Annotated in this window: 16 protein-coding genes and 1 tRNA gene; 8 read left to right on the top strand and 9 right to left on the bottom strand. The window is 71.4% G+C overall.

The window, feature by feature from the left end:
- Positions 1–13: 13 nt before the first annotated feature.
- From ElP_RS21865 to ElP_RS21840, 6 genes are all read right to left on the bottom strand, one after another.
- Positions 14–1,306, bottom strand: coding sequence for an adenylosuccinate synthase (locus tag ElP_RS21865; RefSeq protein WP_145272991.1), 1,293 nt, complete (start codon positions 1,304–1,306; stop codon positions 14–16).
- A gap of 117 nt (positions 1,307–1,423) precedes the next feature.
- The gene (carA, locus tag ElP_RS21860; protein ID WP_145272988.1) at positions 1,424–2,575 is read right to left on the bottom strand and encodes a glutamine-hydrolyzing carbamoyl-phosphate synthase small subunit; all 1,152 of its coding nucleotides are present in this window, start codon (positions 2,573–2,575) and stop codon (positions 1,424–1,426) included.
- Positions 2,576–2,732: 157 nt separating this feature from the next.
- The gene (locus ElP_RS21855; protein ID WP_145272985.1) at positions 2,733–4,382 is read right to left on the bottom strand and encodes a hypothetical protein; all 1,650 of its coding nucleotides are present in this window, start codon (positions 4,380–4,382) and stop codon (positions 2,733–2,735) included.
- Positions 4,383–4,398: 16 nt separating this feature from the next.
- The gene (locus tag ElP_RS21850; RefSeq protein ID WP_145272982.1) at positions 4,399–5,514 is read right to left on the bottom strand and encodes an ABC transporter ATP-binding protein; all 1,116 of its coding nucleotides are present in this window, start codon (positions 5,512–5,514) and stop codon (positions 4,399–4,401) included.
- Positions 5,514–6,602 (bottom strand): hypothetical protein, encoded by a 1,089-nt coding sequence (locus ElP_RS21845; RefSeq protein ID WP_145272979.1) that lies wholly within the window; start codon positions 6,600–6,602, stop codon positions 5,514–5,516. The genes ElP_RS21850 and ElP_RS21845 overlap by 1 nt, the downstream gene beginning before the upstream one ends.
- Before the next feature lie 108 nt (positions 6,603–6,710).
- Positions 6,711–8,615 carry a M20/M25/M40 family metallo-hydrolase gene (locus tag ElP_RS21840; RefSeq protein WP_145272976.1) on the bottom strand — a complete coding sequence of 635 codons (1,905 nt, stop codon included), beginning with the start codon at positions 8,613–8,615 and terminating at the stop codon, positions 6,711–6,713.
- Between the two features lie 416 nt (positions 8,616–9,031).
- Between ElP_RS21840 and ElP_RS21835 the strand changes: the two genes are divergently transcribed.
- Complete coding sequence (locus tag ElP_RS21835; protein WP_145272973.1) at positions 9,032–10,627, top strand: hypothetical protein; 1,596 nt, start codon at positions 9,032–9,034, stop codon at positions 10,625–10,627.
- A 118-nt stretch (positions 10,628–10,745) separates the two neighbouring features.
- Here the strand turns inward: ElP_RS21835 and ElP_RS21830 are convergent, their stop codons facing one another.
- Together ElP_RS21830 and ElP_RS21825 are read right to left on the bottom strand one after the other, a co-directional pair.
- The gene (locus tag ElP_RS21830; RefSeq protein ID WP_145272968.1) at positions 10,746–12,200 is read right to left on the bottom strand and encodes a DUF1501 domain-containing protein; all 1,455 of its coding nucleotides are present in this window, start codon (positions 12,198–12,200) and stop codon (positions 10,746–10,748) included.
- 42 nt (positions 12,201–12,242) lie between these two features.
- On the bottom strand, positions 12,243–14,786 hold the full coding sequence (locus ElP_RS21825) for a PSD1 and planctomycete cytochrome C domain-containing protein (protein ID WP_197446275.1): 2,544 nt from the start codon (positions 14,784–14,786) through the stop codon (positions 12,243–12,245).
- 355 nt (positions 14,787–15,141) lie between these two features.
- Between ElP_RS21825 and ElP_RS21820 the strand changes: the two genes are divergently transcribed.
- From ElP_RS21820 to ElP_RS21800, 5 genes are all read left to right on the top strand, one after another.
- Positions 15,142–15,215 (top strand) — tRNA-Arg (locus ElP_RS21820).
- A 483-nt stretch (positions 15,216–15,698) separates the two neighbouring features.
- Positions 15,699–15,908: a hypothetical protein gene (locus ElP_RS21815; protein ID WP_145272962.1), complete on the top strand. Its 210-nt coding sequence runs from the start codon at positions 15,699–15,701 to the stop codon at positions 15,906–15,908.
- A gap of 31 nt (positions 15,909–15,939) precedes the next feature.
- Complete coding sequence (locus ElP_RS21810) at positions 15,940–16,368, top strand: helix-turn-helix domain-containing protein (protein WP_145272959.1); 429 nt, start codon at positions 15,940–15,942, stop codon at positions 16,366–16,368.
- A complete protein-coding gene (locus ElP_RS21805; protein ID WP_145272956.1) occupies positions 16,355–16,600 on the top strand; it encodes a hypothetical protein in 246 nt (81 codons plus the stop codon). Before ElP_RS21810 ends, ElP_RS21805 begins: the two co-directional genes overlap by 14 nt.
- A 1,343-nt stretch (positions 16,601–17,943) precedes the next feature.
- Positions 17,944–20,880, top strand: coding sequence for a PQQ-dependent sugar dehydrogenase (locus tag ElP_RS21800; protein WP_197446274.1), 2,937 nt, complete (start codon positions 17,944–17,946; stop codon positions 20,878–20,880).
- Positions 20,881–20,904: 24 nt separating this feature from the next.
- Here the strand turns inward: ElP_RS21800 and ElP_RS21795 are convergent, their stop codons facing one another.
- Positions 20,905–21,813 (bottom strand): leucine-rich repeat domain-containing protein, encoded by a 909-nt coding sequence (locus ElP_RS21795; protein WP_145272951.1) that lies wholly within the window; start codon positions 21,811–21,813, stop codon positions 20,905–20,907.
- Positions 21,814–22,049: 236 nt separating this feature from the next.
- Between ElP_RS21795 and ElP_RS40745 the strand changes: the two genes are divergently transcribed.
- Positions 22,050–23,363, top strand: coding sequence for a tetratricopeptide repeat protein (locus ElP_RS40745; RefSeq protein WP_197446272.1), 1,314 nt, complete (start codon positions 22,050–22,052; stop codon positions 23,361–23,363).
- A gap of 443 nt (positions 23,364–23,806) precedes the next feature.
- Positions 23,807–24,763, top strand: coding sequence for a hypothetical protein (locus ElP_RS39905; protein ID WP_231749206.1), 957 nt, complete (start codon positions 23,807–23,809; stop codon positions 24,761–24,763).
- Positions 24,764–25,370 lie beyond the last annotated feature (607 nt).

Here is a 25,370-nt window from a genome sequence, read left to right as displayed (position 1 = left end):
AGCCCGACTCGCCTCACGAATCCGTCCAGATCGTCTGATCGCGGTCCGGGCCGACGGAGACGATTCGCACCGGGACACCCAGTTGTTCGCCCAGGAACCGGACGTAATCCCGGGCGTTGGGCGGCAAGTCGGACCAGGCCCGGGCCCCGGAGACGTCCTCCGACCAGCCCGGCAACTCCTCGAAGACCGGCCGGCATTGCGCGAGGCGGTCCAGGTGGGCGGGGAAGCTCGGCACGGGACGGCCGGATTGGTCCTCGTAGGCCACGGCCACCTTCAGCCGGTCGATCCCGCTCAGGACGTCGAGCAGCATCACGGCCAGCTCGGTCGCGCCCGAGACCTTCACCGTATACCGTGCCGCCACGGCGTCGAACCAGCCGCACCGACGGGGGCGGCCGGTGACGGTGCCGAACTCCTTGCCGACGCGTCGGATCCGCTCCCCCGTGTCGTCGTGCAGCTCCGTCGGGAAGGGGCCCTCGCCCACCCGGGTCGTGTACGCCTTGACGACGCCGATCCAGCGGTCGACGCGCGACGCCGGGACCCCCGAGCCCGCCCAGACCCCCGCCGCGCTGCTGTTGGAGCTGGTGACGTAGGGGTAGCTGCCGTGGTCGACATCCAGCAGGGAACCCTGGGCCCCCTCGAACAGGAGGCGACTCCCCTCCTCCAGGGAGCGGTGCAGCCGGTCGGTCGCGTCGCCGACGTACGGCTTCATGGCGTCCGCCAGGGCGAGGTACTCCTCGGCGATCGACCGGGCATCCAGGGGGGAGAAATCGGCCAGCAAGGCGGACAGGTAGCGATTCTTGAAGTCGACGGCGCGGCGGACCTGCTCCCGGAACCGGTCGGGGTAATACAGGTCGGCGATCCGGATGCCGTGGGCCCGGCCCACCTTGTCCCGGTAGCAGGGGCCGATGCCCCTCCGGGTGGTGCCGAGCTGCTCGGCGGCCTCGCTGGACTCCTCGGTCAGCCGCTCCTCGACGAGGTGCCAGGGCATGATCACGTGGGCCCGGTCGCTGATGATCAGCCGGCCGGTCACGTCGACCCCCTGCCCGGCGATCCTCCCGATCTCCTCCAGCAGGGTCGGCGGGTGGATCACCAGGCCGTTGCCGAGCACCGAGGTGATGTCGGGCCGCAGCACACCCGAGGGCAGCAGCGAAAGCTTGTAGGTCTTCCCGCCGGTCACCACCGTGTGGCCGGCGTTGGCCCCCCCCTGATAGCGGACCACCATGTCATGCCGGTCGCAAAGGGCGTCGACGATCTTCCCCTTGGCCTCGTCACCCCACTGCAGCCCCACGACGCACGTCGATGGCACGGCCGTTCTCCCGAGAGTCTTCTCGTAACTGTTTTCGGACAAAAGGAATACGATACGGCCGCCGATCGGGCCCGTCAAGACGGCCGGCGGGGTCCGGGGCGCCCCTCCCCGGGTCGATCACCGGCCCATCTGGCGCCGGAACTCGCCGAAGAGGTGCCCGCTGTCGTGCGGCCCGGCCGACGACTCGGGGTGGTACTGCACGGCGAAGACCGGCAGTCGCGTGTGCCGAAGCCCTTCGAGCGTGCCGTCGTAGAGGTTGACGTGGGAGACCTCCACGTCCGGCGGCAGCGAGGCCGCGTCCACGGCGAAGCCGTGGTTCTGGGTCGTGATCTCGACCTTCCCGGTCCGCTCGTCCCGGACCGGGTGGTTCGCCCCCCGGTGGCCGAACTTCAGCTTGAAGGTCTTCGCCCCCAGCGCCTGGCCGAGGAGTTGGTGCCCCAGGCAGATGCCGAAGATCGGGATCCCCCGCTCGTCGCTCGCCAGCCGGACGAGGGAGCGGAGCGACTCGACCGCTTCCCCCAGGGCCCCGGGGTCGCCGGGGCCGTTGGAGAGGAAGATGCCGCCGGGCTCCAGGTCGAGGATCTGCCCGCTCGGGGCGGAGCCGGGGACGATCGTCACGTCGCAGCCGCTCTCGACCAGGAAGCGGGGGATGTTCCGCTTCATCCCGAAGTCCAGGGCGACGACGTGACAACGCCCGCCCTCGGGGACCGGGCCGACCTGGGTCGACCGGAGGACCTCGGCCGTCGGACCCTCGAAGCCCCGCGCCCAGCGAGCGACCCCGGCCGGCATCACGTCCAGGGTCAGGTCCCGGCCGACGAGGCCGGGGCTTTGGCGGGCCTTGTCGACGAGGCTCTCGTCGTCCAGGTCGGCCGTCGAGACGATCCCCTTCATGGCGCCGACTTCCCGGGTTCGGCGGACCAGGGCCCGGGTGTCGATCCCCTGCACGCCGAGGACGCCGTGTCGGGCCATGTAGGCGGACAACTCCTCGTTCGACCGGAAGTTGCTGGCCAGTCGGCTCAGCTCCCGGACGACGAACGCCCGGACCCAGGGGCGGGCGCTCTCCTCGTCCTCGGGATTGACGCCGTAGTTGCCGATGAGCGGGTAGGTCATCGCCACGATCTGGCCGTGGTAGGACGGGTCGGTCAGGATCTCCTGGTAGCCCGTCATGCTCGTGTTGAAGACGACCTCGCCGTCGATCTCCCCGGTCGCGCCGAACGATCGTCCGGTGAAGACCGTGCCGTCTTCCAAGGCCAGTTTCGCGATGCCCATCTCCGTCTCGACGCTCCCCGGCTGGCATTCGAAGGCTAGGTGATACGCTGCGGTCGGATCCGGCCCATCGTAGCAGGCTTCGGACCCGGGAGGCCAGGGGAGTTGGGCCGGGGACGGGCCGGTCGCCATCCCCCCCTCGGCGACGCGACCCCGCCGATCAGCCCCGGCTCACCGAGATCGTCCCCTCATCCCTCCCCGACCCGAGCAGCAGGAGCACGCCGAGCATCTGGCAGGCCAGCCCCGCCGCCGCGAGACTAGTCACCGTCCCGGAGCCGAGGCCAGGCTCCCGGAGGATCCAGGCCCCGATCGGCCGGAAGGCTTCCATCGGCACGAGGACGACCCCCGGCGAGGGCCCCGAGGCGGCGAGCAGGGCCACTCCGAGGGCCGCCCGGGCACAGCGCCGGATTCGAATCGGCGCCAGCAGGAGCGTCCGGCTCCTCGACCGCCGATCGCCCCGGAGCCGGGCCAGATCCTGCAACGCCCCGGCCTCGACCCGTCGGGCCTTCCTCGCCCCCTCGATCGCCCAGGGCAGCAGCGCGACCGCCGTCCCCCAGGAGGCGAGCAGCCAGGGGGCCCGGTGCGGGTCGAACCCCCGCCCCCCCCCCGGGATCCCCGTCGGGACGGGGATCGACCCCGAGACGGCCCCGACGACCTCGACCAGCCCGATCAGCCCCAGCCCGATCGCCAGCGGGGGCATCACCTCCACGACCGCGGAGGCCGATCTCGCCCACCGGCCCGACGAGAGCGGCCAGGCCGTCAGCATCGCCAGGACGCTCGCCGCCGCACCCAGCGCCGCCGAGCACCCGACGGGCAGTGCGAGATCCCGGATCGGGACCGCGCCCCCGGATCCGCCGATCGAGCCGAAGACCGCCAGCGCCGGGGCCAGACAGACCAGCAGCCAGGCCCCGAACCATGCCGCCGCGGCCGCCCGGAGGAGCCGCCCCCCCCGGTCGACCGGCCCGGGAGGCGGCCGATCCGGCGGATCCGACGTCCCCAGGGCGTCGGGCCCTCCCCATCGGACCAGGACCGACCGGGCCAGCCCGGCGAGGAGCAGCCCGAGGCAGGCCAGGGCGACCGCCCGGGGCCAGTCCAGGCGGGAGGACATCCAGGTCGAGGCGACGACCTGCGCACCCAGCGTCCGCCGCAAGCCGAGAATGATCGGCGCCCCCGGCTCGATCAGGACGACCGCGAAGGCCGAGGCCGCCGCCCTCGCCACCGTCGGCCGGACCAGGGGCCAGGTCGACGACCGCCAGATCCGGCCACGACTCGCGCCGGAGAATGCCGAGACGAGCAACCAGTCCCCCCGGATGCGGCCCAGCCCCCGGGCCGTCCACCAGGCGACCCAGGCCGAGGCGAACCCGAATTGCGATAGGACCAACCCGAACCACCGCCAGGCCTCCCCGCCCCGGCGATCGACCGCCCCCGGCCCATCCCCCGCGATCCCCAGCACGATCGGGGCCAGCAGCACGACGCCGACGGCCGAGAAGCCCGGATGGCATCCGGCCGCCAGCCGGACGAGGACCATCGCCGCCCCCCGGCGACGGCCGACCCCGGCCCGGACGACCCGACCGATCGACACCCCGACGACCGTCCCCAGCCCGACCGACCCGACCGCCGCCGCCACGCTGTTCCGGGCGCAGGTGAGGACGAACGGGTCGGAGAGCGTCAGGCCCCAAGGGACGACCGAGACACGGCCCCCCCCCGAGGGCCCGAACTCGGCGACCGGCCCCGTCGCCAGGCCGACCAATGGTCCGAGGATCAGGGAGACGGCGAGCAACACGCCCAGGCCCCTGGAGATCCGGATCATCGCCCCCCCCGGTTCGTCACGACGCCGGCTCCGCGGCCCTCGGGCCGGTCGCGTACCGGCCGAGCAGCACGACGACGTGCTCGGGGGAGACGGCCACGGTCAGCGACTGCCCCTCCCGGAGTTCCGGCGCCTGGGGATGCAGGGCCGAGGCGACCAGCGGCCATTCCCCCGGCCCCCGCAGCTCGATCGACCGCAACGGACCCTGGAACGATTGCCGCTCGACCGTCGCGGTGAACCGGTTCGCGTCGGCCGGCAGGCTCGGGCCGAGCCGGATCGACTCGGGCCGGATGGCGACCGTCACCGGGGTCCCGGGCGGCGGCTCCCCCCTCGTCGACAGCCGGCCGACGAGCCGGCCGATGGTCGTCCTCACGAACAGCTCGCCGCCGGTCGATGCGCCGGCCACCTGCCCCTGCAGCAGGTTCGTCGGGCCGAGCAATTGAGCGACGAAGGCGTCGGCCGGGGCCTCGTAGACCTCGACCGGGGCGCCGACCTGGACCACCTTCCCCAGGTCCATGATCGCCAGGCGGTCGGTGAGGGCGAGGGCGTCGTCCCGGTGGTGGGTGAGGAGGACCACCGTCCGGGCCGATTCGACCCGGAGCCTCCTGAGATCCTCCCGGAAGGCGGGGCGATTGCGGGGGTCGAGCAGGCCGGTCGGCTCGTCGAGGATGAGGAGGTCGGGGTCGTCGACGATCGCCCTCGACAGCTCGGCCCGGCGGCGCTGGAGGTCGTCTAGGTCGCCGGGCTTGCGGTCGGCGATCGCCTCGATGCCGATCGAGCCCAGCGCCTCCTCGACCTTCTTCCGGCGTTCCTTCCGGGGCACGCCCCTCCCCTTCATGCCGTACGCGACGTTCTCGGCGATCGACAGGTGGGGCCAGAGGGCCTCCCCCTGGCTGAGCAGGCCGAACCCCCGATCGACGGGGCGGGTCGATTGCACCAGCCGGTCATCCAGGAAGATCTCGCCTCGATCGGGCGACTCCAGGCCGACGATCAGCCGGGCGAGGGTCGACTTGCCCGCGCCGGGAGGGCCGAGCACGGCGAGCCACTCGCCCCCCCGGGCGTCGAGGCTCACCTCGTCCACCGCGGCGACCCGGTCGTACCGCTTCACCAGCCCTTCGCAGAGGAGCCGGCTCATCACGACTCACCCCCACCCGACGGCCCGGGCCGGACGACCCTCGCGTAACGCTGGCGGGCCCAGGCCGTCCACTCGGCCCGGAGCCAGGGGAGGAACTGCGCCTCGTCGAGCATCCGGCCGTCGGCGACCCTGGCCAGCTCGATCAGGGTGGCGCGATCGATCGGCCTCGCCGGGCGTCCCCAGGAGTCGAGCAGCCAGCCCCTCGCCTCTTCGTCGTCGACCAGCGCCCCGGCGAGGGTCCCCAGCAATGAACGACGCGTCGGATCCGATCGGAGCGCCTGGATCGAGGCCGGGGGCCATGGCGGCGGCTCGACCAGCTCGGCCCGGAGCGCCCCCGGGTCGGGCGACCGCCCGACCGCATCCCAGGCGTCCCTCAATTCCGGGGCCGCGTCGATGACCGTCGCGCCGATCAGCTCCGCCTGCAGGACAACCAGGCCCGGCTCGATCGCCTCGACCGGCGACGGGCCCGGTCCCGGCCCCCCGGCCAAGGCAGCCACGGCCGCCAGGAACCGGGGGGCGTCCGGGTGGTCCGACCCGGCGGGGAGGGCGGCCCAACCCCCGGCCTCGATCCCCGGTTGCGGATCCGGCCGTGCCGCCCCGCGTCCGAGAAGGAGTGCATAGCCCCGGGCCCAGTCCCCCCGCCCCAGGACCTCCGAGGCCGACCACCCCGCCCCCGGGTCGATCCGAGGGTCGGCGGACGCGAAGGGGATCCCGGGCCGGTCCTCGCCGGGGCCCGCATCCCCGTCGCCCTCGACCCGGGGCGCCCACACCCACCCGTCCCCGGGATCGGCGAGCAGGCCCCGGCGATCGAGCGACCTGAGCGTCGGCCCGTGCCAGCCGAGCAGGACGTCGACGCCCGACCCGGGGCCGATCACCCGGCCCGGGTCGTCCCAGGGGTCGAGCCGGAGCCACCGGACCGGCGAGGAGAACGCCTCGCCCTCGGCCAGGAGCCGGGACCGGACGGCCCGGCAGGTCGGCCGATCCCAGGTCGTGGCGACGACCAGCGCCCGATCGTCGGAGCACCCCGGGCCGGCCAGGATGCCCGAGGCGATCGCCGAGATCAGGGTTCGGGCTCCAGATCGGGTCACGTGCGGAAAATCCGATGCGTTCGTCGAGCTTCGGGGGTCCCCGTCGAGGGGGCGGGAGGGCCCCTCCACGTGGGGGATCGGTGCCGGGATTCGTGGGGGCGAGGCGGCTCAGTCCTCGCTGTGCCCGTCCCGAGGGGCGGCGGCGTCGAGGACGGCTTCGAGCGTCAGCGTCTCCTCGCCACGCCTGACTTCGATCGCGACCGTGTCGCCAGGCTTGGAGGTGGTCAGCCCTTCCATGAAGTCGTAGATCGTGCCGACCGGCGCGCCGCCGAAGCCGACGATCACGTCGCCCCCCTTGAGGCCCGCCTTCTCGGCGGCGCTGCCCTCCCGGACGCCGTTGAGGCGGACGCCCTCGACGCTGTCGTCGTAGTCGGGGATCGTCCCCAGCGAGGCCGAGGATCCGGCCACCCTCGGCTGGGGCTCGGGCTCGTCGCCGGCCACAAATGCCGGCCGCTGGGGCCGCCGGGCCACGTCGAGCAGCAGGACCTCGGCGAAGTCGGCGATCCGGGCCATCCCCTCGAAGTTCACCTTCTCCACGTCGTCGCTCGGCCGGTGATAGTCGCGGTGGGTGCCGGTGAAGAGGAAGGCGACCGGGACGCCCTTCTCGTGGAAGGAGGCGTGGTCGCTGTTGCCCGCGACCTGGGCATTGGGCCGGATCGACAGGTCGTACGAGGGGCCGGCGGCGGTCACCAGCTCCCGGAACCCCGGCGTGCTGTCGACGCCGAAGACGGTCAGCGTCCGCTCCTCGTTCAGGCGGCCGACCATGTCGAAGTTGAACATGAACGCCGTCTGATCGATCGGGTAGAGCGGCTGCTCCTCGACGTAATACCGCGAGCCGAGCAGCCCCCGCTCCTCGGCCGAGTAGGCCATGAAGACCACCCGGCGGGGCAGGGGGTCGGGCCTGGAGGCGAGCCGTCGGGCCAGCTCCAGCATCATCGCCGTCCCCGAGGCGTTGTCGTCGGCCCCGTTGTGGATCTCCCGGGAGAACGGGGCGAGCGAGCCCATGCCGCCGCTGCCGAGGTGGTCGTAGTGGGCGCCGATGACGACCGTCTCGTCGGCCAGGGGCCCGGAGCCCTCCAGCACCCCGATCACGTTCTTCGCCGTGATCTTCGGCTGCTCGACCCGGATCCGGGCGTCGAGCGTGACGCCTTCCAGCGCCAGGCTCGACGGCGACAGCTCCTCCCCGCCGGCGATCCGCTCCTCCAGCTCGTCGAGCGTCGGCGCCCCGGCCGCCCCCAGGATCGAGTCGACGAAGGCCCGCTTGGCCATGACGAAGGGGACGGTCGTGTACCGCTCGGTGCCCGCCGAGGTGAACTGCAGCAGCTCGTCCTGCTCCTCGGCGCTGCCCGAGTCGTTGACCAGCAGCACCAGCCTCGCCCCGTGCCGGAAGGCGTTGACGGCCTTGTGCTCGAAGGTGGCGGCGTCGGGGGGCCGGGGGCCGTCGGCGGCGAAGGGGCTGCCCGGCACGTCGTATTTCGGGGCGCGTCGGAGGACGATGACGGCCTTGCCCTCGACGTCCAGCCCGTCGTAATCGTCATAGGAGAATTCGGCGTCCTCGTCGGTGGTGATCCCGTACCCGGCGAAGGCGATCGGCAGATCTTCGGCGTCGCCGCCGCCGCCGATGGAGAGGGGCATGAAATCGCGCCGGAGCTGGCCGTCGATCGCCTCACCGCCCTCGGCGTCGACCTCGACGCCGAGATCCTGTCCGCTGCCGAGCTTCGGCGACCCGGTGATCTCGAACGGCTGGAAGTAGCCGTCGAGCCCAGGGGCGGTGCCCAGGTCGAGGCCCTCGAACACCTGCGCGATGTAGTCGGCCGATCGTTCGATGCCGCTCGACCCGAGGGCCCGGCCCCCCTGGGCGTCGTCGGCGAGGAAGGCGACGTCGGCCTGGAGCCGGGCGAGGGCGGGCTCCGCGGCCGGCCCCTCGGCCGGGAGGGCGGGCGAGGTGGCCGTGAGGGCCAGGGCGAACGCGAGGGCAGGGGCCCGGGTCGGCAGTCGGCGGGGCGGGTGCATCGGCCGGGTTCCATCGGGGCGGGTGGTCTCGATCGGGCGTCCCCCGGATTGTCGGCCGACCGAGTCTCGACCGTCAAGGGACCTGCCCCGATCGCCCGGGCCCCGGGGAACGATCGGCCGATGCGGGGCGTCCAACCCCCGAGGGCCGGCCCGTCGGCATCGGGCTGTGTCGACCCTGCCGGTCACGACGGCCGGCGGCCGTCCGGTCGTCCCGGTCGGTTTGACCGGGCCCGGAATTGCCCCTAAAATTAGCGAGAGATTGCTCTTTCGGACGCTCCCCTCTGCTCGCGATCCGGCCCCACCACCCCCGGGATCGCCGCACCCCAAGTCGAAATCCGGACGATTCCCCAGCACCAGCGGACAGCCTGGACCGGCCACCTCCGAGGATCCGGCCCGGCCGGCGGGAGATTTCATCCATGGCATCTGCCAACGACTCGCAGGGACTGAAGATCGCCGTGGCGATCTTCGTCTCGCTGACCGTGATCCTGGCCGTGACGTCGTACTTCATGTATTCGGAGTACAGCAAGGCGTCCGAGCAGCTCGAAGCCGCCCGGGGCGAGGCCAGCCAGGCCAACCAGAAGGCCAGCCAGGCCAACACCAACCTGCTGACCCTCCGCGACCGGGCGGGCTATTCCAACCTCAGCGACGCCAACCAGATCCAGCAGCAGATCGACGCCGACCAGCAGGCGCTGCTCGAATCGCTGACCAACGAGCTCACCCAGGCCAACCAGACGATCTCCGAGGCCCAGCAGGCCGGCGCCACCGGCCCCGAGGTCGCCCGCTACCGGGAGAACCTGACCGGGCTGATCGGGACCTTCACCGACGAGTCGACCCAGAACCCCACCCTCAAGGGGTCGCTGGCCACCCTCTCGGCCATGACCGCCAACCAGGCCCGCCTCTCCACCGCACTGGCCTCCGACCTCGTCCGGGTCCGCCGGGAGCTGGAGAACACCAACAACGTCAACCAGGCCGAGCTGACCACGCAGCAGCAGGCCGCCCAGCAGGCCCAGGCCGACCTGTCGGGCGAGCACACCAAGTATGAGGACATCTTCGACCAGCAACGCACCCAGGTCGACACCCTCACCACCCAGCTCGCCCAGCTGAGGGCCGAGTACGACTCGCTGAGCAACCAGCTCAACTCCCAGAAGAACGAGTACGAGAACCGGCTCACCGAGATGCTGGCCAGCCTCAACGACTTCCGGACGAGGGCCGAGAAGGATGAGGTGGTGCTCGACCAGGCCGACGGCTACGTCACCTCCGTCGACTACTCCGCCCGTCGCGTCCGGCTCAACGTCACCCGGAGCATGGGCGCCCGCCCCCAGATGATCCTCGCCGTCTTCGACGCCGACGCCCCCGGCCTGCCGACCGACAAGCCCAAGGCCCGGATCAAGCTGCTCCAGGTCAACGAGCGCGACAGCGTCGCCTCCATCGAGGAGGAGTTCAACAAGACCAACCCCATCCGGTCCGGCGACCAGGCCTACTCCGCCGCCTGGAGCCCCAACGAGCCCCAGCGGTTCGCCCTGATCGGCAAGATCGACATGAACCGCGACGGCGTCGACGACCGCGACGACCTGAAGCGCCTCATCAACGCCGCCGGGGGCGTGGTCGACTACGACATCCCCGAGCCCGGCGCCGGCCAGGAGCAGGGTGAGCTGAACGCCCGGATCAGCTACTACATCATCGACGAGCGCGACCCGCTCCGCACCCCCTCCAACGCCCGGGCCGTCCAGCAGATGACCCTGGCCGAGCAGGAGTTCGCCCAGCGTCGGACCGAGGTCATCGAGCAGGCCCGGCGCTACGGCATCCGGCCCCTGCCGGTCGAGCGGCTGCTCGCCTCGCTCGGCTACTCCTTCGGCATGACGATCCCCGGCACCGTCGAGGCCGCCGACGCCAAGGCGATCGAGAGCCTGCTCAACCCCGGCGGCATGAGGGCCCCCGCCCCCGGCTCCGACGAGTTCGAGCAGAGCCGACAGGAAGCCGAGCAGTCCCAGCCCTCCGGCTCCCCCTTCTGACCGGCCCTCCCGGTACTCGCGAGCGACTCCCCCGCCCCGGGGCCAGGCCATCCGACCTGGTCCCGGGGCGTTCTCGTTCGAGGGGGTGCGGGCGTCTCGCGGATCGGCGGGGGACGCCTCAGCCGACGACCCGACGCGCCACTTCTCCCTCATTCAGGGTCGCCCGCTCGGGCCTCCCCTTGTGGAGGAAGACGAGGCGGTCGGGGTCGAGGCCCATCAGGTGCAGGAAGGTGGCATGCAGGTCGTGGACGTGGGTGCGGTCCTCGATCGCGTGCAGGCCGAACTCGTCGGTCTGGCCGATCACGCGACCGCCCTGCAACCCGGCCCCCGCCATCCACATCGTGAAGCCGTAGGGGTTGTGGTCGCGACCGTCCCCCTTCTCGGACATCGGCGTGCGGCCGAACTCGCCCCCCCAGACCACGAGCGTCTGGTCGAGCAGTCCGCGACGCTTCAGATCCTTCAGGAGCCCGGCGATGGGCAGATCCATCGACCGGCAATTCTCCTCGTGGTTCTTCTCGATCCCCGAGTGGGCGTCCCACTTGCTCCCGGCGCCGTGGTAGAGCTGGATGAACCGGACGCCCCGCTCCACCAGCCTCCGGGCCAGCAGGCAGTTGCGGCCGAAGGTGGCGGTCTCCTCGCGGTCGAGGCCGTAGAGCCGCCGCGTCTCCTCGGTCTCGGCGGAGAGGTCGACCGCCTCGGGCGCCTCGGCCTGCATCCGGAAGGCCAGCTCGTAGGAGGCGATCCGGGCATCCAGCTCGCTCTGATCGGGCCGGGCCTCGGCGTGTCGGCGATTGAGCCGGGAGAGCAGGTCGAGCTTGCGGCGCTGCCGGGCGTCGTCGACCCCCTCGGGAGCGTGGAGATCGGGGATCGGCTCCTCCCCGCCGCTGAGCTTGGTCCCCTGGTAGACGGCCGGCATGAAGCCGGTCCCCCAGTTCCGGGGGCCCCCGGCGACGGTCGCCCGCTCGTTGTCCTGCAGGACGACGTAGGCGGGGAGGTTCTCGTTCTCGGTCCCGAGCCCATAGGTGACCCAGCTCCCCAGGCTCGGTCGGCCCCCCCGGATCGAGCCGGTGTTCATCTGGCAGACGCCATTGACGTGGTTCAGGCCGTCGGAGATGCACGACCGGACCACGACCAGGTCATCCGCGCACTCGCCGATGTGGGGCAGCCAGTCGGACACCCACATGCCGCACTCGCCGCGTCGCGTCCATTTGCGGCGGGATTCGAGCAGGGGAGATTCCATCTCCCCCATCGGCAGGATCACCCGCTTGATGCTCGACGGGAGGGGCTGACCGGCGAGGCGGTTGACCTCCGGCTTGGGGTCGAACGTGTCGAGCTGGCTGGGGCCCCCTTCCATGAACAGGAAGATGATGCTCTTGGCCCCTTCGGGACGGGTCCAGGCCTCGGGGTCGGGCACCAGCTCCGGGCCATCGGCCCGGGCCGAGCCGTTGCCCAAGAGGTAGGACAACCCGAGCGCCCCGAACCCGGCGCCCCCCCGGAGCAGCATCTCGCGGCGGGTCGGGGCGTCGACCCGGTGGGGGATCGGCGAACGGTTCGGATCGAAGGGGATGCTCATCGGCCGTCCTCTCGGGTTCGATGGGTCCGGGTCCCCGTCCCGTCAGTCGACGTACAGGAACTCGCTCGCGTTGAGCAGGACGTGACAGAAGTCCACCCAGGCCGTCCGCTCGGCCTCCGGTAGGCCCGTGCCAACCCCCACCTCGTCGCCGCAAGGCGGGGCGGCGGCGAGGCGATCGCCGGCATCCCGGCCGCCGACGAAGGCGAGGGCGGCCGTCACTTCCTCCCGGGCGGGAGGGCGGGCGAAGGCGAGGCGGAAGGCCAGGCCGACCCGGGCCTCGGCGTCGAGCGTGGCGTCCTCGAACAGCCGGTCGGTGAAGGCCCTGGCCCGGTCCAGCGTCCAGGAGCCGTTGATCATCAACAGCGATTGGGTGGGCGCCGTGGTCACGTTCCGCTGAGCGGTGCTGAGGTAGCCGTCGGCCACGTCGAAGGCGCCCAGCAGCGGGTCCTTCGTGTTGCGGAGGAACCGGGTGTAGACGGCCCGCCGGGGCGCCTCGGGCGTGACGCTCGGCCCCCCCATTTCCGGGTCCAGCTCGCCGCTGACGGCGAGCATGGCGTCCCAGATCGGCTCGGCCTCGAGCCGGTGGGATGGCATCATCCAGAGCAGGGCGTTGTCCGGGTCGATCGCCTTGCAGGCGGTGAGGTCCTCCCGGGAGGACGCCTGGCGGTAGGTCGCCGAGGTCATCATCAGGCGGTGGATCGACTTGAGGCTCCAGCCCTCCTCGATCAGCGTCGTCGCCAGCCAGTCGAGCAGCTCGGGGTGGGAGGGGGCCTCCCCCAGCCGGCCGAAGTCGCTGGTCGTGGGCACGATTCCCCGGCCGAAATGCCCCTGCCAGAGGCGATTGACCATCACCCGGGGAACGAGTGGGTTCGACGTGTCGGTCAGCCAGGCAGCCAGCGCCGTCCGCCGTCCGGTCGAGGACGGCCACCCCCGGGGCGGGTTGATGGCGTCGGGCGCGGGGTCGAGGATGGACAGGATGCCCGGCTCGATCTCCTCGGCGCCGCGGTCCCCCGGGATGACCGTCGGCGGGGCCTCGGCCGAGACGTCGCCGATCGCCTCGACGTCCGGATCGTCGGGCCGGATCGCGTCGAATCGCCCCAGTTCGGCGACGAGCCGCTCCCAGCGCAGCTTCTCGTCCTCGAGCTTCGAGGGGACCTTGTCGTACTCCATCGCCACCTGCCGGAAGGCGAGCGTGGCGAGCTGGGTCTCCCGTGGTGACAGGTCGCCCGCCGAGGCCTCTCGGGCGGCGAGCAGCGTCTGCATCTCGGGCTGGAACTTCGTGACCGCGTCCCGCTCGGCCTGCTCCCGGTATCGCCGCTCGATCTCGCCGATCTCGGCCCGGAGGTCGGCGGTCAGGGCCTCCCAGGAGGCCCGACGCTCGGCCGCGCCGGTCCCCGGCGCGGGGGGGCGGACGGTGGCGTCGTCCAGGGGGATGACGGCGGCGAAGTACGAGCGGAGCCGGTAGTAGTCGCGCTGGAGGATCGGGTCATATTTGTGGTCGTGGCACTTCGCGCAGCCCATGCCGAGACCGAGGAAGGCGTCGGCCGTCACGTCGGTGATGTCGTCGAGGATGCCGTCCCACTGCCCCTGGACGTCCCGCTGGTTCGACTCGTAGACCCAGAGCCTCAGGTAGCCGGTGGCCACCCGCCCGATCGGCCGCTCGGGGTACAGCTCATCCCCGGCGATTTGCTGGCGGACGAACTCGTCATAGGGCAGGTCCCGGTTCAGGGCGTCGATGACGTAATCCCGATACCGCCAGGCGAACGGGCGGAACTCGTCGGCCCGGTAGCCGTTGGACTCGGCGAACCGCACCAGGTCCAGCCAGTGCCTGCCCCAGCGTTCGCCGTATCGGGGCGATTCGAGCAGCCGGTCGACGAGTCGATCGAACGCCTCGGGAGACTCGTCTGCGAGGAAGGCGTCTACCTCCTCGGGGGTCGGCGGCAGGCCGTGCAGGTCGAACGTCGCCCGTCGGATCAACGTCCGCTTGTCGGCTTCCGGGGCCGGCCGGAGTCCGGCCCGGCCCAGGCGATCGGAGACGAAGCGGTCGATCGGGTTCCGGGACCATCCCCCGTCCTCGACGGCCGGCGGCTCGAACCTCCCCACCGGCTGGAAGGCCCAGTACTCCCGATCGTCCCGGGAGAACGAGCCCGGCTCGTCGCGGACAACCTCGGCATGCTCCTGCCCCGGCCAGGGGGCCCCTAGCTCGACCCATCGGGCGATCGCCTCGACCTCCTCCTCCGCCAGCGGGCCCTCGGGGGGCATCTCGAGCCCCTCGTAGCGGACTGCCTCGACGATCAGGCTCTCCGCCGTGCTCCCCGGCACGACGGCCGGCCCGAAGCCCCCCCCGGCGAGCATGGCCGCGCGGGAGTCCAGCCTCAGATCCCCCTTCTGCCGTTCCTCGCCGTGGCACCGCTGGCACCGCTCGACCAGGACCGGGCGGACCCGGGACTCGAACAGGGCCATCGCCTCCCGATGTTGCGCCTCCTCGACCGGCGAGGGCCCCGCGAGGACGAACCCCGGGGCCATCCCGAGGGTCATCAACGGTGCGAGGCTCGCGGCCAGGCTGCGGCGGAGGGCCTTTGTCATCGACGATCCCCTCGAATCGCTCGACCTCGGATCGCGTCCCGGGATTCTCCCACAATGGTTCAAGGCTATCAGAACGGGACCCCCGATGCGATCCATTCCTGTCCTTTCCCCTGATCGATCCGCCCTCCTCGGTCCCGCCCCGGCCCGCAGGCCCGGCCGACCCCCCGCCGGGCGACCCCTCGCCCCGGCCGGATCCGGCCTGGATTTCGCACCCCGGATCGGATAGGATTGTTGCTCCTCCATTGAGAATCGGCCCTCACCGATCAATCCTCGCCGACTTCCCGGCCCGCACCGACCCGGTCGCGAGGATTCTCCCGACTGCCGATCCGCTCCGACGGCCGAATCGCCCCGAGACGCACCCGTAGCTCAATTGGATAGAGCATCAGTCTTCGGAACTGAGGGTTGCAGGTTCGAGTCCTGCCGGGTGTACTTCCGCCACGTCCCTCCAAAGCCCGACTCTCACAAGGGCTTGCGTCAACCTGATGCCGAATCTTCCGGCCGCGAATCTCGCCGGGAGCCGCCACGAGTTGCCCCCGCCCGTCTCCTGACTGCTACCGCCAGTGCTACCGCTGACGACGGGGCCGGACCCGATCTGAGCGAACTCATAGACGCCTGGCCGACGCTGTCCGAGGCGATCCGGGCCGGCATCCTGGCGATGGCCGGGGCCTCCTCGGGCGGACGGAGGGACCGGTAAGCCGCTCAAGCGCGCCTGACCCCGAGACCATCCGAGCCCTCCTCGAAGCCCTCCGGGCGGGGAGCTTCCCCGGGCCCGCCTGCCGGGCCGCCGGGATCAGCCGGAGCACCCTTCGACGATGGCTGGTACGGGGACGCTCGAGGGACGAGCACGACGCCCCCTATCGGGCCTTCCGACGGGACTATCGGGCCGCGGTCGCCTCGGCCGAGATCGCGGCGTTGGACTCGATCCGCCGCGCCGGGTCCGAGGGCATCCCCGGCTCCTGGCAGGCCAGCGCCTGGCTCCTGGAGCGCCGGTTCCCGGCCCGATGGCGGAGGAAGGACCGGGCGCCGGACCCGTCGCCACCGAAGCCCCTCTCGCAGATGACCGACGCGGAGCTCGAGGCTTACTGCGGTCGCCTCGCCCTGCTCGACGAGCCGCGACGGTGACTCCTCCTCCCCTCGCCGGTGAGCCCGATCCATGCCACGACCCACCAAGTTCAGCCCAGAGGTCGGCGAGGAGTTCCTCCGCCTCCTTGCCGGAGGGCGGTCCCGGAGCGAGGCGACCGACGCAGTCGGCATCGGCCGACGGACTCTCCAGGACTGGCTCCGACGAGGCCGGGAAGGAGAGCCGACCTTCGCGGCCTGGGCCGAGCGGGTCGATCGGGTGGCGGCGCTGCGTCGCCGGGAGCGGCTCCGGGCGTCCTGGGATCGCTACGAGGCCGAGTCGAAGGAGCGATGGACGCGGTTCAAGCGGGCTCGGGAGGAGTACTGGAAGGAACGGCTCGGGCTGCTCGGGTTCTGGAGCCGTCGCCTGGCGTGGCTGGCGGCGCGGGGGAAGTGGGAGGCCTACCGCCGGACGATCGAGCGGCTCAAGGCCGAGAATTTCCGCACCGTTGCCACACCATAATAAGGGAAACCTGTCGGGCGATCAGGGCGGCCGACCGAGCCTCGACACGCCGGGTCGGCTGGTCGCCCTGTCCTGGGGGATTGTCGAGGGCCTGTCCCGGGACCAGGCGGTGGAGGTGTCCGGCACCAGGAAGCGGACCTCGCAATGCTGGATCAAGGCGGGTCGAGCCGGCGACCCCCGCTATGTCGGGCTGGCCGAGGCGGTCGCGACGGCAGAGCGGCGGGCCGACTGAGGTCGGGAGATCGCCCCGACCTTCAGGGAGCAGTTCCGACGCCGGGTGGATCTTACGCCGCCATCCCGCCTGAAACCGAGGGAGAACGGAATGGAGGGTGCCAGGACCGGGGGCGTCGGGGTTTCGGCGCCAGCCATTCCACAGAACGGGAAAGGAACTGGTGGGCGCCGGTGCTAGAACGGGGGGCCCGAAGGGGGCCGACTTCGGGGGGTGGTTCTGGCGTCGCGTTTCGCTGAGAGCAGCGGAAAGAACAGGGGGTATCGGTGCCGAAACCGATCCGGACGAGTACGCCCCGAGCCGACGGGGTTTGTGTCGCCCTCTCTGGAGGGCCGGGCGTTATGATCACCGGGGGAGCGGGTCCACGGCCTGCAATGACCGTTTCTTCAGATTTGAGTCCTCTGCCCCAGGTGACGCAGCCCGTCGTCCAGTCCGGCAAGCCGCTTTATGCGCATGGGCCCGGCACGACCCCGGCCGGCCCCACGACCGGACCGCCCTCCGGCCGTCCCGAGATCCACGAATCGGGGACGTCCTGCCCCAGATGACGCCGCCGGCTATCTGTTTGTCGAAGTCAAGGCCCATCCGGAAAATCCAGGATAATTTATGGGACGGCCGGGCTCGTACTCCCACGAGGTCAGCAAGCCATCGCCAGGAGGCAGGCACATCGCTGGCCTCATGAGTCGCAGGTTGCGGCCGCCATTAACCGTTATTATCTTTGGACTTGCGTAGCACGATGACGCCCCCGCCTTGGCCTCCCGCCGACCCGACCATCGACGGTCGGTGGGGATGGGGCCGTGGCCGGGGGGAGCCGAGCGGATCACGCCGCCGGGGGCTCGCGGGTCGGACGAGCACCACGGGCACCCTCCCAATTTCGGGATTCGTGAAGCCGATTTCGACGAACGCCGGCGGATCTGCGACCATGACAGTGGTTCGCGGGCGAGTCGCTCCGACCATCGTCATTACGGAGGTGGCCCGTCATGGATGCTGCCTCGGCTCGGGCATGGATCCTGGCACGCAGGGGATTCTCTCTGTCGTGACGGTCGTTGCGAGACCTCGCCTTTCCGAACTCGAGGCGGACGATACGCATGGCCCGGACAGGGCTTCGTCTGAGGCGGCACAGACCAGGAGGCCGTGTCGGGGCCCCTGCGACAATACTGCTTCGACGGCCACGCGGGCGATTTCCCGGAGGCGGATCTCCGGCCGGACCATCCTCCACGCCTTCGGCTTGCCGCACGAGGCCACCGTCCCGGTTCCGACCGGCCGCCCGGTCCGGATCACCCGGGGATCGCCCGTGACGACGATCTTCTGACTCTCAGGATGGTCCCGAACCCATGAGGGACGCCCGCATGCGCCATCGCGATCGATTCCTGGAGATCTGGCTCCTGCCGGGTTTGGCGCTCGCGGTCGGGTTCGTCCCCCGGGGCGACGAGGAGTCGCCACCTGACCGGCCGTTCGGGGTCGAGCGACGCGTCCCGTGGACGACATCGAGGCTCGTCGGCTCCCCCGAGCCGCCGCCTCCCTTCCGGCTCGATCGGGTCTTCCCCCACATCGCCTTCCAGGGGCCGGTCTGCATCGCCCAGGAGCCGGGGGCCAACCGGCTGTGGGTGGCCGAGAACCGCGGAAAGGTCTTCAGCCTCTCCATCGACGACCCCGACGTCCGGGAGCCCGACCTCGTCCTCGATCTCAGTGCCGAGCGGACGATCTACGCCTTCTCCTACCACCCGGCCTACGAGGAGAACGGCGAAATCTTCATCTTCAGCCCGACCCCCATGGACGGCTCGGCCGAATCGGCGATGAGCCGCGTCTCGCGCTTCCGGGTTGATCCGGACGGCTCGGGGACGGTCCTCCGCGACTCGGAGCAGGTCATCATCGAGTGGCCGGCCGGCGGCCACAACGGCGGCGAGGCGATCTTCGGCCCCGACGGCTACCTCTACATCGGCACGGGCGACGGGTCGGGCGGCTCCGACGTGGACGACACAGGGCAGGGCGTAGACGACCTCCTCTCGGTCATCATGAGGATCGACGTCGATCGCCCGGACCCCGGCCGCAACTACGCGATCCCCCACGACAACCCGTTCGTCGAACATCCCGGCGCCCGGCCCGAGATCTGGGCCTTCGGCTTCCGCAACCCCTGGAGGATGAGCTTCGACCCCGAAACCGGCCGGCTCTGGGTCGGCGACGTCGGCCAGGATCTCTGGGAGATGATCTGGGAGGTCCGCAAAGGCGGCAATTACGGCTGGAGCGTCCAGGAGGGGAGCCATCCCTTCCATCCGCACAAAAGGGCCGGGCCCGGCCCGATCCTCCCCCCGGTCGTCGAGCACCACCACGCCGAGTGCCGCTCCATCACCGGCGGGTACGTGTACCACGGGGACCGCTTCCCCGAGTTGCGCGGGGCCTACATCTACGGCGACTATCAGTACGGCAAGATCTGGGGCCTCCGCGACGAAGGCCGGCACGTCACCTGGCACGACGAGTTGGCCGACACGGCCGTCTTCATCGCCAGCTTCGCCGTCACGAGGGACGGCGAGATCCTGGCGGTCGATAACACCACCGGCTTCATCCACGCCCTGCGCCGATCGTCCCCCGGCACCGCGTCCGCCACCTTCCCCCGGACCCTCGGCGAGACCGGCCTGTTCGCCTCCGTCCCCGACCAGGAGCCGGCGCCCGGGGTGATCCCCTACTCGGTGAACGCCCCGCAGTGGGCCGACGGCGCCCTCGCGGATCGCCTGCTTGCCCTGCCCGATGACGCCCAGATCTCCGACGCCGACTCCTGGGGCTATCCCGACGGCATGGTCGCCGTCCAGACGCTCTCCCTCGATCTGGAGGCGGGCGAGCCGAGTTCCCGGACACCGATCGAGACGCGCATCCTCCTCAAGCAGGATGATCACTGGATGGGCTACTCCTACCTCTGGGACGATGCCCGGTCCGAGGCGACGCTCGTCGGCAGGGATGGGGCGGAGCGTCTCCTCTCCGTCGCCGACCCGGCCGCCCCCGGCGGCATCCGACAGCAAACCTGGCGCGTCCCCGCCCGCGAGGAGTGCATGTTCTGCCACTCCCGGGCGGCTGGGTTCGTCCTCGGCCTGAAGACGTCGCAGTTGAACCGGCAGCACGACTACGGCGGGGTCGCTGACAATCAGCTCCGGGCCCTCGATCACATCGGCATCTTCAAGGCCCCGCTCGCGAGCGATCCGGGCTCGCTCCCCCGGTTCGTCGACCCCTACGACGAGCATGCGGACCTCGACGACCGCGCCCGGACCTATCTCCACGTCAATTGCTCCATCTGCCACGTCGCCGACGGTGGCGGCAACTCCTTCATCGAGCTCGATCGCGGCCGATCGCTCGAGGACACCAGGCTCGTCGGCGGTTCGCCGGTGCAGGGGACTTTCGGCATCTCCGACGCGAGGATCGTCGCCCCGGGGGAGCCGGGGCGGTCGGTCCTCTATTACCGGATCGCGTCCCTCGGCGGGGCGAGGATGCCCCGGATCGGCTCCCGGATGGTCGACGAGGAGGCACTCGACCTGATCTATCGGTGGATCGCGCAGTTGCCGGGTGCCGACGACCAGGCCGAACATGCCGGGCTCGCCGCCCTGGTCGAGCCGCTCCTCGACGCATCGGGGTCGGCCGAGCCATCCCGGGCCGAGGCGATCCGCCGCCTGATCTCCTCGACGAGCGGGGCGATCGCCCTGACCAGGGCGATCGATCTCGGGACGGTTCCCGAGGCGGTCCGACTCGAGATCCTCGAGGCCACCCGGTCACACCCGGCCCCCGAGGTGCGCGACCTGTTCGAGCGATTCGTCCCCGAGGCCGATCGCGTCCGACGGCTCGGCGAGCGGATCGACCCCGGCGAGATCCTCGCCCTGCAGGGGGACGCCGATCGCGGCCGGGCGATCTTCGCCGCCGAGTCGGCCGTCAACTGCAAGAGCTGCCACCGCCTCGGCGGGATCGGCGTCGAGATCGGGCCCGACCTGGGCCGGATCGGCGAGAAGTATCCGCGTGCCGAGCTGCTCCGGCAGATCATCGAGCCATCGCTCGTCATCGAGCCGAACTACGCCCTCTACCTCGTCGCCACGAAATCCGGCGGCATCCACTCCGGCCTGCTCATCGCCGACGACGGGGCGGGGGTCGTCCTCCGGGACGCCCAGGGCCAGGAGATCCGGATCGACTCCTCGGAGGTCGAGGAGATCCGCACCCAGCCGGACTCGCTGATGCCTGAGCTCCTGCTCCGGGGCCTCACCGCCCAGGAGGCGGCGGATCTCCTCGAATACCTATCGTCGCTCCGATGATCGTCCGGAGGCCGACCTCGGACCTCAGCGCGCGAGGCGCACGTCGGGCCGTTCCTCATGGAACCGGTCGACGCCCGGGGAGGTCAGCCGGGTACCGCCGAGGGAGAGGAATTGCAGGTCGGGCAGCCCGGCCAGCCGGCCCAGCCCGGCATCGGTGATTGAGGTATTGCCGAGGCCCAGGGTCCGGATCGAAGTCAGCCCGAGAAGGTGCTCCAGTCCCTCGTCGGTCACCCGGGTCCCGCCGAGGTTCAGGTTCGCCAGCGAGGTCAAGCCGTTCAGTGAGGCGAGGGACTCGTCATCCACCCCGGTCCCCTCGAGGAGCAGGTCCTGGAGCCCGGTCATCCCCTCGAGCGATGCCAGCCCGGCGCCGGTGATCCGGGTGCCGCTGAGGCGGAGCGTCTCCAGGTTCGTCAGGCCGCGCAGGCGGGCGAGGCCGGCGTCGGTGATCGCCGTCCCGGTCAGGTCCAGCGACCGGAGCCCGGTCAGCATCTCCAGGGACCGGAGGCCCGCGTCGGTGATCGGGGCCCGGACCAGGCCGAGAGTGTCGAGGTGGGGCAAGGTTTCGAGCGGCCGGAGGCCCTCGTCGGTGACCTTCGAGTCGTGGACCAGGAGCGACCGGACCTCGGTCAGCTCCGGCAGCCGGGCCAGGCTCACATCGGTGATCTCCCCCTTCGAGCCGAAGGCGGCGCCGAACTTGACCCCGATGACGGGCCGACCGGGGCGGCCCAGGTCGTATTCGAGGATTCCCCCGTGCCGCCGGACGTCGTCCCGGGCGGCCGAGCCCGGATCGCCCCGCCCCGTCGCATCCCCGGGCCGTTCCGGCCTGCTCCGGAGCCTGTCCAGGCCCACCGGCTCGGACCCCGAGCCCGACCCCGAGCACCCGGCGGCGATCGCGGCGATCAGGGCGAGCCTCGCGAACCCCGGAATACCCATCACGGATCCCCGTTATCGTGTCCTGCTCATGGATGCGGATCGACCGCGAGGGCGGCCCGACGATCCCGAGGGGATCCAGCATATCACCCGCCGGTGCCCGGGCCAGGGGATCGCCCGAGGCGATCGGGCCACGATCGAGGAAAGCCCGTGGCGTCGGCGGGGGTCCTGTGTCAACCTGGAGGAAGGGGGTCCGGTCGGGCCGACCGGCCTCCTGTGGGCGAACCCCGGTGGAACTCATGAGCGAACGTCCTCCGAACCGCCCGGCCGGCCCTAGGGCCCCGGGATGGCGGCACGCGGCCGGGGCACTGGCCCTGATCTCCCTCCTCTCGGCGGTCGGCTGGCTGTGCCTCGGCCTCCCGGCCTTCATGGAGGCGAGGGCCGCCCGGGCCGCCCTCGCGGCCGGACGCCTCGACGACGCGACGACCCGGATCGATCGCTGGCTCCGCGCCCGCCCGGGCGACGCCGAGGCCTGGTTCCTGAAGGCCCGGGTCGACCTCGGTCGGGCCGACGCGGGGGAGGCACTCCGGGCCATCTCCCGGGCCCGGTCCCTGGGCTACCCCGACGGGCCGACCCGGCAGATCGAGGGGATCGCCCTCGCCCGATCGGGTCAGGCTGCCGCCGCCGAACCGCTCCTGCGCCAGGCGATGGACGCCTCGACGGGCCCCAATCCGGAGGTCGCACGGGAGCTGGCCCGGATCTACCTGAACTCCTACCGGATCGAGGCCGCCACCCCTGTGCTCTCGCGCTGGGCCCGGGAGGCGCCGGACGACCCCACCCCCCATCTCTGGCAGGTCGAGGTCGACCGCCGCTCCCTGGCCAGCCCGCAGGTCATCATCGACCGCTACCGGGAGGCCCTCGCTCGCGACCCGGGCCTGGAAGAGGCGAGGCTGGGCCTGGCCGATGCCTTGCGGTCGGATCACCGCCTCGCCGAGGCCAGGGAGGTATACGAGGCCTATCTCCGGCGTCACCCCGAGTCGCCGGCCGCCCTGCTCGGCCTCGGGCTGATCGCCGCCGAGCAGGGGGATGACGACGAGGCGGCCGACCACCTCCGCAAGGCGGCCGGGCTCGACCCGGACGACCCCCAGGTCCTCGCCGAGCTGGCCGCCGTCGCCCTGCGCCGGGGCGACCTCGAGGGGGCCCTTGCGTCGCTCGACGAGGCGATCCGCCGCTGCCCGCAGGACTTCGAGCTGCTCTATCGCCGGGGGCTGGTCCTCGACCGATTGGGGCGACCCGATCAGGCCGCCCGGGATCGCGTGCTCGCCGACCGCCTCCGGGCCGATCAGGACCGGATCAAGGAGCTGCGCGACCGCCTGGTCCGATCGCCGCTCGACCCCCAGGTCCGCTTCGAGGTGGCGTCCTGGATGATGGCCAACGGCCACGAGGAGGAAGGGCTCCGCTGGGCCGAGCAGACCGCCCGGGATCGCCCCGACCACGCCCCGACGTGCCGGCTCCTAGCCGACTATTTCGATCGTCGCGGGCAGGCCGACCTGGGCAATTTCTACCGCTTCCTCGCCCGGTCCGGCACCGAACCCGATCCGCCCCGGCCGTGATGGGTCGCCCCCCGGGGGCCGCCCCGTACCGCTCGCGTCTCCGCTCCTGGGGGCGTCCGACCCTCTCGCCACGAGGCGGCGGGGAGCCGGGGCGGCGGAGGCTGGGAGGGACGCCCGCCGCTATGGCGGAGACCTGCGATCAATTGGGCCGCATCCCTCCGATCGCGGTCGACGGAACGGCTCCCATCGCCCCGCCCAGCCGGATTTCGGCCGCCATGCATTCTGTCACGCATACACCCCCTGACGGCAGAGATTTTCTGACTCTACCGGATTGCAGGTCTTGCAGTGCCGGGTATACGGCCGGCGGCATCTCCGTCATCCTCCTTCTTGCTATAGAAGAGGATGCGAAGATGGACGCTCGACCGGAGACCCGGCGGCTCAATCGTGAGCGAGACGCCCCCGTGCCGCAACCGCCACGCGGGGCCGAACAGATCGTCATCCCCATGACTCGCCAGCAATACGACGAGACCTGGCACGACGCCGAACGCACGCGGATCGCCGTCGCGCAATGGGTCCAATCGGCCCCGGAGCTGTTCCCGCCGGGCTTCGACCGCGGCTATCGCCTGCACGGATTCGGCCGCCCGTCGCGCAAGCTCCCCGGCATCAAGCTGCGGAAGGTCGTCACGGCCGATGGCGCCTCCTACTGGCTCCGCCCCAGCCTCGTCGCCGGCTACATGATCGGCAACGTCGAGGAGCTGGCCTGTCCCTTGCTCCTGGCCGCTCATGGCGTCCCGGCCTGGCTGCTGACGGCCGGCTATGGCCACGGCGACATGTACTGGCATCGCGTCGTCGAGCGGCTGGGGCGGAGCAGCTCGGTGGGGGCCACCGTCCGCGACCCGGCCCGGTTGCCCCAGCATCTGGCCGCCGACGAGCATCACGCCGACTGGGCCGGCCGCAAGGGCTACGTGGCGACCACCGTCGGCGGCGGCTGCCTCCTTGGCGTGGCGTTGACGGCCGCGGCCGATGACGTCCACCTCCGAGAGGCCTACGGCGTCTTCGCCGACGAGGCGCGGGACGTCGATCCGGAGTATACCCCCGCTACGGTCAACACCGACGGCTGGGCGGCGACGCGCAACGCGTTCCTGGCGCTCTTCCCCGCCATCGCGGTGGTGCTCTGCTTCCTGCACGGGTTCCTGAAGGTCCGCGACCGCTGCCGCAAGGCCCGAGAGCTGCACCGCCGGGTCTGGGACGTCTACCGGGCCGCGACCGCGGAGGAGTTCCGCCGCCTGATGGGCGAGCTTCGTCAGTGGTGCGGCACGCAGGCCTGGACCGCCGCGGTGTGCGAGATGCTGGAGAAGCTGTGGGGCAAGATGGAAGCCTACGCCATGGCCGATGACGATCCGGGGTGCCATCGGACGAGCAACGCGGTGGACCGGCCGATGAACCGGCTGTGGGGCTGACGTACGCGGGCCGAGGGCTTCACGGCCATCAGGGCTCGTCGGAGTTGCGGCTGCGGGGCTGGGAGTTGCTGCAGAACTTCCGCCCCTATGCCCGGCGGAGTAACCGCCCTTGACCCTACGACAGGCCGGCGCATCGGCTCAACGGCAAGCGGTACCATGAGCATTGGCTCCACAACCTCATGGCGTCCACCTCGCTGATGGGCTTCAGAAGTCCCAGACCTGCAATCCGGTAGAGTCAGAGATTTTTTTATTGTACGCACCGGGAGGTGGTGATCTAATCATCCCTTGGTCAGCACGATGGCGGTCGGGGGACGAGGGATGTGCCTCGAGGAGTAGACGCCAATGGACCCGGCGACGGTCGTACCACCCGATCGATCCGGAGACCACCGGATTTGCCCCCGCACGGTCGCGGCGGCTCGTTCAATTGCGCTGGGCCTGGAGCTCGGTTGACCCTATCCCTTCACGGCGGCGCGACCATCGGAGGGCCTTCCTCGTCCTCCGACGTACGGGCCGCAGGCCGGGCCTCATCTCCCGGCCGGATCGAGCGGAATCCCGTAACACTCCCGTCCTTCCTTTCCGGAATTCCCCGCGTCCCCGCGGGGGGAGT

Origin of the sequence: Tautonia plasticadhaerens (genome assembly GCF_007752535.1) — a bacterium.
Taxonomy (GTDB): Bacteria; Planctomycetota; Planctomycetia; order Isosphaerales; family Isosphaeraceae; genus Tautonia; species Tautonia plasticadhaerens.
This window is presented reverse-complemented; position numbering and strand designations above follow the sequence as displayed.

Coding starts and splice junctions, on each gene's coding strand:
- carA (WP_145272988.1), bottom strand. CDS start 2,575: ATGGGCATCGCGAAACTGGCCTTGGAAGACGGCACGGTCTTCACCGGA.
- ElP_RS21855 (WP_145272985.1), bottom strand. CDS start 4,382: ATGATCCGGATCTCCAGGGGCCTGGGCGTGTTGCTCGCCGTCTCCCTG.
- ElP_RS21850 (WP_145272982.1), bottom strand. CDS start 5,514: ATGAGCCGGCTCCTCTGCGAAGGGCTGGTGAAGCGGTACGACCGGGTC.
- ElP_RS21840 (WP_145272976.1), bottom strand. CDS start 8,615: ATGCACCCGCCCCGCCGACTGCCGACCCGGGCCCCTGCCCTCGCGTTC.
- ElP_RS21835 (WP_145272973.1), top strand. CDS start 9,032: ATGGCATCTGCCAACGACTCGCAGGGACTGAAGATCGCCGTGGCGATC.
- ElP_RS21830 (WP_145272968.1), bottom strand. CDS start 12,200: ATGAGCATCCCCTTCGATCCGAACCGTTCGCCGATCCCCCACCGGGTC.
- ElP_RS21825 (WP_197446275.1), bottom strand. CDS start 14,786: ATGACAAAGGCCCTCCGCCGCAGCCTGGCCGCGAGCCTCGCACCGTTG.
- ElP_RS21810 (WP_145272959.1), top strand. CDS start 15,940: ATGCCACGACCCACCAAGTTCAGCCCAGAGGTCGGCGAGGAGTTCCTC.
- ElP_RS21800 (WP_197446274.1), top strand. CDS start 17,944: ATGCGCCATCGCGATCGATTCCTGGAGATCTGGCTCCTGCCGGGTTTG.
- ElP_RS21795 (WP_145272951.1), bottom strand. CDS start 21,813: ATGGGTATTCCGGGGTTCGCGAGGCTCGCCCTGATCGCCGCGATCGCC.
- ElP_RS40745 (WP_197446272.1), top strand. CDS start 22,050: ATGAGCGAACGTCCTCCGAACCGCCCGGCCGGCCCTAGGGCCCCGGGA.
- ElP_RS39905 (WP_231749206.1), top strand. CDS start 23,807: ATGACTCGCCAGCAATACGACGAGACCTGGCACGACGCCGAACGCACG.